Origin of the sequence: Acinetobacter sp. UBA1496, assembly GCF_002324975.1 — a bacterium.
Taxonomy (GTDB): Bacteria; Pseudomonadota; Gammaproteobacteria; order Pseudomonadales; family Moraxellaceae; genus Acinetobacter; species Acinetobacter variabilis.
This window is the reverse complement of the sequence record NZ_DCRI01000033.1, coordinates 15,972-19,245: the sequence shown is the minus strand read 5'-3', so window position 1 is coordinate 19,245 and position 3,274 is coordinate 15,972. Positions and strand designations below refer to the sequence as shown.

At 44.5% G+C, this 3,274-nt stretch carries 4 protein-coding genes; 2 read left to right on the top strand and 2 right to left on the bottom strand.

The features are described 5' to 3' along the window. The first annotated feature begins 206 nt into the window (after positions 1–206). Together B3143_RS03890 and B3143_RS03885 are read left to right on the top strand one after the other, a co-directional pair. On the top strand, positions 207–710 hold the full coding sequence (locus tag B3143_RS03890) for a DUF6586 family protein (RefSeq protein WP_214001612.1): 504 nt from the start codon (positions 207–209) through the stop codon (positions 708–710). Positions 711–814: 104 nt separating this feature from the next. Then, positions 815–1,093, top strand: coding sequence for a hypothetical protein (locus tag B3143_RS03885; protein WP_004781893.1), 279 nt, complete (start codon positions 815–817; stop codon positions 1,091–1,093). Between the two features lie 201 nt (positions 1,094–1,294). On the opposite strand, the gene B3143_RS03880 is transcribed toward B3143_RS03885, so the two are convergent. Further along, positions 1,295–3,022 carry a cation:proton antiporter gene (locus tag B3143_RS03880; protein ID WP_005232299.1) on the bottom strand — a complete coding sequence of 576 codons (1,728 nt, stop codon included), beginning with the start codon at positions 3,020–3,022 and terminating at the stop codon, positions 1,295–1,297. 153 nt (positions 3,023–3,175) lie between these two features. Next, positions 3,176–3,274 (bottom strand): 50S ribosomal protein L33 (gene rpmG, locus B3143_RS03875; protein WP_286739579.1); only part of this gene is annotated, 99 nt, incomplete at its 5' end.

The window sequence follows — 3,274 nt, the reverse complement described above, 5'->3', positions numbered from 1 at the left end:
AAAATTGTGGGACAGCAATGTGTGTGATGCTCTTTTTTTTGCCCTTAAAAAGGTTTGGATTTTTACTGAAGAGCCAATATCAGCAGTCTGAAGTATCAAGATCATGCAGAATAGATCGACAGCGTAGACAATCTTGCATTGCGTAATGCGAGCGTACGTTTTACTTTATAAGAGCCAAAATTTGTTTTAATGCTTAGGAAATCTCGATGACACGAGTTGCTCGCTATCATGCGGACCGTACCAATCAAAAACTTTATTTCGCTCGTCTGGCCTGTCAGCAGGCTGAACAGACTGATCATGTGCAGCAGGCACAAGCTCATCGTGAAGCTGCTGTATTCCATCTGCATGGGGCACTGCTGGCCTTTTTACAAGAACTGGTACGCTATTACCGTCTGAATGACCTGAGTCCGACGCTGAAATCAATTGAAGAGCTCATGGCGACTAAGGGTCAGGTATCACCTGAAGTGACCGTATTACAGCATTTATCCAAAGATGGTTTTCTGGCTGAGCTGAAACGTGCTTACCGTCTCTGCCAATATGCGCCCGAGCCAAGTTCGCCACAACCTGAAGACGAAACTTCTTCAAATCTCATCATTAAAGTCACACAGACACCACAAGCCTGGTTACCTGATACTGCTATATTACGAGAATGGCATCGTGACCTGACGCAGCTTATTGATGGTTTTCGTAATGAGATGGTTGAATTTTAATCTGATCAGCTGTACTTGAAATTGCGATTATTAACCCTATATCAATTACTCTAATGATGCAAAGTGCAATCGCTCTTTGCCACCATGTTGAACATGGAGGATATATGTCTATAGAACAGTTGAAAGATTTATTTGGTAATCAAGACGCGATTTTGGAACTCGTTCAACTTGAAGGTGGCGCGTTGGCATTACGAAATGCGGGCTCAAAAAAACAGCCATTAGTCATGATTCAGTTTAATGACGAGGTGAAAGCCCTGTTGGGTGATCAAACGCCTGTGATTGCACAACACATGATTCAAGCCGCTTTATATGGTTTGCTGGAACAGCAGGTCAATGAATGGCAAGCTGAAGTTGTGGATGAAGAGCCAAAATATATGAGCTAAATTGCCTACCCTGGCGAGCAGGAAAGCACACTTGAAGTGTGCTTTTTCTGTTTTTATGAAATAAAAAAATAGAGAATAAGAGAAAAATTAAGTCGGTTAAATTAGAGAAGCAATTTAAAATTTTATAGTTTAGCGATCTGATAAATTTCAGTCCAATCAATAAAAAAAGAAGTTGCCAATTCTGACAACTTCTTTAAAAAATCAGCCTGAATAATGCGTAGGTGGATGGTTATGCGCAATCTCGATCTGGTTCAAAATATGATTGCTCATATTTCTCGCCATCTCCTCTTTGGCATAGTACACCTCGCCAATATTATCACGGCGAATGACTTCAGCTTCTTCTTTGCTTTCCGCACACAGCAGGATCTGAATGGCAGGGTTTAGGGTCTTGGCAATATCCACGATTTTGTGGATATCAATAATATCCATTGGTGAGATCACCAGTAGACGTGCATGCTGAATATGAGCCTGAATCAGCACACCAGGTTCAGTTGCGACACCAGAAACTGCTGCAATGCCTTTTTTACGCAAGTTTTCTACGATCTCACGATTTTCTTCGGCAATCACGACCTTGATGTTTTGTTCCATCAGTGACAGGGTAATCCGACGACCGACTTCACCATGCCCGACAATCACCACCTGATCGCGCAGATAGTCCTGTGAGACTTCATCGGGTAGCATGGCAAGCGGGTCACCACTACGCTCCAATAAGCGCGCCAAAGACGAACGTTCGCGAATCCATTTTTGTACCGGTTCCACTGCCGAGAAAATAAACGAGTTTAGGGTAATTGAAATCAGGGCACCCGCCAGAATCAGGTTTTGCCCATCGAGTGATAATAGATTTAGCGATACACCAAGTGCGGCCAGAATAAAAGAGAATTCACCAATCTGTGCCAGAGAAGCACCGACGGTAAGCGCCGTATTGATTGGGTAGCGGAAGAACAGCACCAGTGCCATAGCCGCGATGGTTTTACCAATCATGATAATACCGAGCACCGCCAACACATGAAGCGGCTGATCCATCAGAATACGCGGATCAAACAGCATGCCGACCGAAACAAAGAACAGAATCGAGAAGATTTCACGCAACGGTAAGGTTTCTTCCTCAGCACGGTGGCTGAAGTCAGACTCTTTGACCACCATCCCGGCAAAGAATGCACCGAGTGCCATGGATACGCCAAAGACCTTATAAGCCCCAAAGGCAATCGATACGGCTGCAGCTACGACAGTTAAGGTAAATAGCTCACGTGAGCCTAAACGTGCGACTACTTGCATGATCATTGGAACTAAACGTTTACCAATAATGAGCATGAAGGCAATGAAACCGGCTACTTTGAGCAAGGTAATACCTAAGGTGATCCAGACATTCTGATCGCTACTACTACCTTCCAGTGCCTGACCACCGAGAAGTACTGCAGTTGCGGGTAATAATACCAGTGCCAGCACCATGACCAGATCTTCAACCAGAAGCCAACCGACTGCAATTTTCCCGTTAATGGATTCGAGCAGGCCACGATCACCCAGGGCTTTGAGAAGCACGACGGTACTGGCACAGGACAGACTTAAACCAAAGATCAGGGCAGAGCCAAAATTCCAGCCCCAGAGCATGGAGACCCCGACCCCGAGCAGTGTCGCGACTGCAATCTGTAAGACTGCACCCGGCAAGGCAATACGCCTGACCTGCATCAGGTCATTGAGAGAAAAGTGCATCCCGACACCAAACATCAGGAACATGACGCCAAGTTCGGCCAGCTGGTTCGCCAGATGCACATCTCCGACCACGCCTGGGGTGTTCGGGCTAATTAGAATCCCGGCAACCAGATAACCAATCAGTGGGGGAAGGCGTAGACGTGCAGCGATATAGCCAAAAACCAAGGCCAAGCCAAAACCGACAGCTAACAGAATAATGAGCTCTACGTCATGTGGCACTAAACACTCCTTTAAAATAAATTTTATGAAATTTCAATTTTTTATGGGAAATAAGCACAGAAAATGCCAGAAGAAACAGAAAGTTTATCAAGCCGCATAAAAAAAATGCAAAAAAAAACGACCGGGAAGGTCGCTTTTTTCAAAAAACTAAAATTATTTGATTTTAGCTTCTTTGAAGATTACGTGTTGACGGATTTTTGGATCAAATTTTTTGATTTCCATTTTTTCCGGCATAGTACGTTTGTTCTTAGT

Excerpts from the sequence above, each read along its gene's own strand:
- B3143_RS03890 (WP_214001612.1), top strand. The coding sequence starts at position 207 with ATGACACGAGTTGCTCGCTATCATGCGGACCGTACCAATCAAAAACTT.
- B3143_RS03885 (WP_004781893.1), top strand. The coding sequence starts at position 815 with ATGTCTATAGAACAGTTGAAAGATTTATTTGGTAATCAAGACGCGATT.